This is a genomic window from Methanobrevibacter sp., assembly GCF_045112895.1.
GTDB lineage: Archaea > Methanobacteriota > Methanobacteria > Methanobacteriales > Methanobacteriaceae > Methanocatella.
In genome coordinates this window covers 1-5699 of the sequence record NZ_JBGUIH010000034.1, presented here as the reverse complement: position 1 = coordinate 5699, position 5699 = coordinate 1, and the positions used below count along the sequence as shown (strand labels likewise).

Below are 5699 nucleotides of genomic sequence, written 5' to 3'. Positions count from 1 at the left end.
TTACTGTTTTGTTAAAGAACTTCACGTTTTTGCCGTGACAACGAGTGCATATATTACCAACTTTTTTTTTCTTTGCAATACCTTTTTAGTGATTTTTTGTTAAATATTGAATATTAGTTCAAATTTTAAACATTTTCCTTAAATATAAAAAGTGTTTACTGCGATAATACGCAAGATTACCGCTTAACTCTGCGGTTTTAATCAATAGATTTTTAGGTGTATCCATATCATCAAAACAAATATCTTTACTGCTTACCAAATATTTGCGCTTCTTCAATACATTCATTCCTTAAAGGACAGTCTATGGAATGATCATTTATTATCCCAACACTTTGCATAAACGCATAACATACTGAAGGAGTTGTATACGTAAATCCTTTCTTCTTCAGTTCTGAACTTAGCTCTGATGCGAATTTTGGAATATCTATCAAATTAGTTCCTCCAAGTATCATCTTATCATTGGTGAAAGACCAACAAAACTTAGAGAAATCCTCGCCATTTTCTTCCATTTTTATAAAAGCTTTTGCATTATTGATCAGAGCTTTTAATTTCTGTTTATTCTTACTCAAACCTTTGAAAGAACTATCTGAATCGCTTTCTCTTTCCATTTCGCTCTCAACAATTGAATCAATATCATCAGCTGTTAAGTTGCACATTTCTCTTGGATCAAAGTTATGAAATTTCTCTCTGTATAAACCCCTAGCCTCAATCACTGATAATTGTGCTGCATCAATATCAAATTCTTTTGTTTTTTTATTTTCTCTCCCTTTGAATCCACCTGCAGCAACACATTGTAAGCACAACCTTTCAAACAATTCTATTGAATCAATTATAGGGTGCCCCCACTCTAGATTATGATATTCATGAAGAATAGGATTTTTTTCTGCCCATTTACAACCTACTGACATGTTTACCTCGTTTTATAGCATCATTCAATTAACTACAATCCTTATTTATTCTTTCCTAACAAATAGCTTAAACTTGTATCGAACATCAACTCCAAATCCTAAACATTCGGATGTTAAACCGTCCTTGATCTTTTCACTCGACAGATCCAAAAATAACAATTTATCTGTAAACAACATTTCCAAAATATTCAACCAATTCTCATTATAACAATGTCATACCACATTTTTTTATTCTTCCTTCAAATTTCTATTCTCAATACAAATATGGCCGAATGATATCAAATCATTCGGCCATATAATCTAAATATCCCATTCAAGAAAACAATTCACTAGTCTGACGATGATGAATACGCAATTCTAATAATCAATTCTAATATTTTTACGTATATATACACAACTGTCACTAGTATACTCATTGAACAATACCATTCATATGATTTTGGCAATCCTCTCTGAATACCATCTTCAACCAAAAACAAATCCAAAACTAAGCTCATAGCACCGAATACAATAAGTAAAATGCAAACACCTATGCCTAATAAACCACCTTTTGTCCAAGAAAACAGACCTTCATAGACAGATTGCATAAAGAAAGATGAAACCAAGCCAAGGATTACATAAACAAAAGCACCAGCTACAGCAAACTTAAATATAGAAAGAAATTTTTCATTAACCTTTATAAGACCTGTCCTGTAACATACTACAGTAGCTACCAACAACGCTAAAGTTCCTAGCAATGCGTTAAAAGCTACACCAGGTAGCAGAGTTTCTGCATAGAGAACAACCCCAGACAAAAAACACCCTTCAGCAACAGCATAAGGAACAGCAATATAAGGTGCGGTATTTGGTTTAATTGACATAACAAGAACCAAAATAAAACCAACAATAGCTGAAACTGACGACAACATTACTGATGAACCAACATCAAGAACGTTCACCAGAGCCATTGCAATTATTGCAGTAATTGCAACCAGCATAATCAATTTGTTAGAGAAACCAGACATTGTCATGGTTTCTCTATTGTTATCACTAAAGTCATAATCCCTTGCTGCATCCAGCGTTTGCGATGTTAACACTGGAGAACCGCTTTTCGATATTAAATTAAAAGCCATCTGTAAGCCTCCTTCCTAAAATACAAATTCAATAATATCAAAATCCTCTTTTTTGACAAGATAAAATCTAAAACCGCCGAGCACACATACACCAAGCAAAAACATAATACATATGTATAGGCATGATTAACAGACTAAACGGATTAATTTTTGGTTTAAATAACTATTATGTGATAGAATTCATGTTAATTTTATTATTAAACTATGGTTACTGTTAACATATCAATTGGATTAAAAAATGCCTAATAAGTATGATATAAAAACATTTCAGGGGTTGATTTTTACATTACAAGATTATTGGTCGAGACAAGGTTGTGTCATTGCTCAACCTTTTGACATGGAAGTAGGTGCAGGAACCTCACATCCAATGACTTTCCTGAGAGCCATTGGACCAGAGCCTCACCGTTGCGCTTATGTGCAACCATCAAGAAGACCAACTGATGGAAGATATGGTGAAAATCCGAACAGACTGCAACACTATTATCAGTTTCAAGTTGTTTTAAAACCCTCTCCAGAAAACATCCAAGAATTGTATTTAAATTCATTAAAAGAGTTAGGCTTTGATCCAACGATCCATGATATCCGCTTTGTAGAAGATAACTGGGAAAATCCAACATTAGGTGCATGGGGTCTTGGTTGGGAAATATGGTTAAACGGAATGGAAGTAAGTCAGTTCACTTATTTCCAACAAGTTGGTGGCTTAGAATGCTTCCCTGTTACCGGAGAAATCACTTATGGGTTGGAACGTCTCGCAATGTATATACAGGGCGTTAACAGCATCTACGATTTAATTTGGACTCACGGACCAGATGGAGATGTTACATACGGAGATATATTCCATCAAAATGAAGTTGAGCAATCAACTTACAACTTCGAACACGCGGATGTTGATTTTCTATTTAAATGGTTTGATCAAAATGAAAAAGAGTGTAACTATTTGTTAAATTTAGAAAATAAACTTCCTCTCCCTGCATATGAAAGAATATTAAAAGCTGCTCATGCTTTTAATCTGCTTGATGCAAGACATGCAATATCTGTAACAGAAAGACAGCGATACATTTTAAGAATCAGAACGTTATCTAAAGCAGTTGCTGAAGCTTATTATGCAGCACGCGAGAAATTAGGTTTTCCTATGTGTAAAAACAACAGCAAGGAGTAGTAAGGTTATACCTTTAAATGTTTAACCACTAACAAGTTATGACAGATAAAAATTTATTAATCGAATTAGGTACAGAGGAATTACCTCCAAAAGCATTAAAAAAATTAGCAGAAGCTTTTGCTAATAGTTTTGAAAAGGATCTACAAATCAATTCTATTAGTTACAACAAGGTAGAATGGTTTGCTACTCCAAGAAGATTGGCTGTAATCATAAAAAATGCAGCTACCAAGCAACTTGATAAAATTATAGAAAAGAAAGGTCCTTCACTGTCAGCCGCTTATATTAACGGTAAACCAACACCTGCTGCAGAAGGTTGGGCCAAGTCAAACGGAATTACTGTGGAGCAAGCTGACACTCTAAAAACAGAAAAAGGTGAATGGTTAGTATACAAAGCTAATATTCCAGGAAAGAACACATCAGAACTTATACCAGAATTCACAAGCAATGCCATTAAAAGTTTACCAATTCCTAAGCTAATGCATTGGGGTGATACCAAATATGAGTTCGTACGTCCAATACACACTGTATGTATTTTGTTTGGAGAACAGTTAATTCACGCAAATATTCTAGGTGTAGAATCTTCAACAACGATTCGCGGCCATAGATACATGGGTTCACCAGAAATAACTCTTTCTAGCGCAGATGAATACGTTGACGTACTACGTAAGAATTATGTTATTGCTGACTATAATGAACGTAGAAACATAATCAAATCAAGTATCATTAACGAGGCTAATAAACTAAACGGTACTGCAGATTTAGATGAATCATTGATTGATGAAGTTACATCTCTCGTAGAATGGCCGTGCTTATTGACAGCGACTTTTGAAGAAAAGTTTTTGAAAGTTCCATCTGAAGCTTTAGTTTACACCATGAAGGGAGATCAAAAATATTTTCCTGTTTACAACAAAGAAGGAAAGTTATTGCCTAACTTCATATTTATTTCAAACATTGAATCAAAAGATCCTTCTCAAGTTATAAAAGGTAACGAACGAGTAGTTCGGCCTAGATTGTCAGACGCTGAATTTTTCTTTAACACTGATAAAAAAATAAAATTAATTAATCGTTTAGAAAGTTTGGATTCTGTTCTATTCCAAAAACAATTAGGAACTTTAAAGGAGCGGTCGGAAAGAATTTCCAAATTAGCTTCTTACATAGCAACTAAAATCGAAGGTGATGCTGATTTATCTGCTAGAGCTGGTTTACTTTCAAAATGTGACCTCATGACAAATATGGTAATGGAATTTACTGATACGCAAGGTGTAATGGGAATGCATTACGCACGTCACGATGGAGAGAACGAAAAAGTTGCGATTGCGTTGTTTGAACAATACTTACCAAGATTTGCAGGCGATCAGTTACCAACCAATGATGTTTCTTACTCTGTAAGCTTGGCAGATAAATTTGATACCCTAGTTGGTATTTTTGGCATAAATATGCCACCAAAGGGTGACAAGGATCCATTTGGTTTGAGAAGAGCATCTATTGGAGTAATCAGAATTATTGTAGAAAAGGAATTAAAACTTGATCTACTGGATTTGATTAATTATTCTAAAAAACTGTACGGAGATAAATTAATCAATACAAATGTAACCTCCGATGTCTTTGAATATATTCTAGGTAGATTTAAAGCTCACTATCAAGATCAAGAAATAAGAACTGATGTAATCTTAGCGGTACTGGCAAGAAAACCATCAGAACCTTATGATTTCCACAAAAGAGTTGTTGCTGTTAACTCGTTCTTATCATCCTCTGCAGCACCATCATTGGTAGCAGCAAACAAACGAGTTTCAAATATATTAACAAAATTAACAACTGAAATACCTAATAATATAAATTCAAATATCTTGAAAGAATCTCAAGAAAAATCCCTTGCAGAGTGTATTATTAGTTTGAAATCGGAGCTAAAAGAGTATTTTGATAACAAGGATTACGGAACAATTCTCTCAAAATTATCCTCATTGAAAGAACCAATCGATGATTTCTTTAATAATGTACGAGTAATGGATGATGATGAACAAACAAAGATAAATCGTTTAGCAATACTATCAAATCTCAGAAATTTATTCTTAAATGTAGCGGATATTTCTCTATTGCAAATGTAATAATTATATTGCTATTAATAATAAGTGTGCCTACATGGCACACTTTTATGAAACCTCTTTATTTAACAACAAAAGAACATACTGTAACTATTATTAATAGCTATACACCAAGCTCCATTTTTCTATTATCTCATAATTTTTTTCAAATTGAAAGTCAATAAGTTGCATATTTACTAATTGAAATAGCCACTCCATAGACTCGCACTAATAATATCAGTCACAATTTAATTCACTGCTTAAAAAATACGAAATAACTCAGATAGTTATGTTTAGGCATTGCAATAGATTCAGGGTCTACGCATGAACGAAACGTGATTTATGAATCTTAACTAAAAAATATTTATTGAGCCAAATTTGACTCTGAAAAGAAATGATCGGAAATCATTTCCGACAATTTACAAATTTTTCAAAAAAG

At 33.4% G+C, this 5699-nt stretch carries 5 protein-coding genes; 2 read left to right on the top strand and 3 right to left on the bottom strand.

Features of this window, described 5'->3' with window-relative positions; all coding sequences use genetic code 11:
* Positions 1–245: 245 nt before the first annotated feature.
* The 3 genes from ACJMLD_RS06720 to ACJMLD_RS06710 all read right to left on the bottom strand — a co-directional run bounded on the left by ACJMLD_RS06720 (position 246) and on the right by ACJMLD_RS06710 (position 2020).
* Positions 246–908: a DNA-3-methyladenine glycosylase I gene (locus tag ACJMLD_RS06720; protein WP_405269598.1), complete on the bottom strand. Its 663-nt coding sequence runs from the start codon at positions 906–908 to the stop codon at positions 246–248.
* A gap of 45 nt (positions 909–953) precedes the next feature.
* Positions 954–1100 carry a hypothetical protein gene (locus tag ACJMLD_RS06715; RefSeq protein ID WP_405269594.1) on the bottom strand — a complete coding sequence of 49 codons (147 nt, stop codon included), beginning with the start codon at positions 1098–1100 and terminating at the stop codon, positions 954–956.
* A gap of 137 nt (positions 1101–1237) precedes the next feature.
* The gene (locus ACJMLD_RS06710) at positions 1238–2020 is read right to left on the bottom strand and encodes a Bax inhibitor-1/YccA family protein (protein WP_295591326.1); all 783 of its coding nucleotides are present in this window, start codon (positions 2018–2020) and stop codon (positions 1238–1240) included.
* Positions 2021–2258: 238 nt separating this feature from the next.
* On the opposite strand from ACJMLD_RS06710, the gene glyQ reads away from it, so the two are divergent.
* Together glyQ and glyS are read left to right on the top strand one after the other, a co-directional pair.
* Positions 2259–3179 carry a glycine--tRNA ligase subunit alpha gene (glyQ, locus tag ACJMLD_RS06705; protein WP_295591324.1) on the top strand — a complete coding sequence of 307 codons (921 nt, stop codon included), beginning with the start codon at positions 2259–2261 and terminating at the stop codon, positions 3177–3179.
* Between the two features lie 38 nt (positions 3180–3217).
* Positions 3218–5284 (top strand): glycine--tRNA ligase subunit beta, encoded by a 2067-nt coding sequence (gene glyS / locus ACJMLD_RS06700; protein WP_405269590.1) that lies wholly within the window; start codon positions 3218–3220, stop codon positions 5282–5284.
* Positions 5285–5699: the final 415 nt, after the last annotated feature.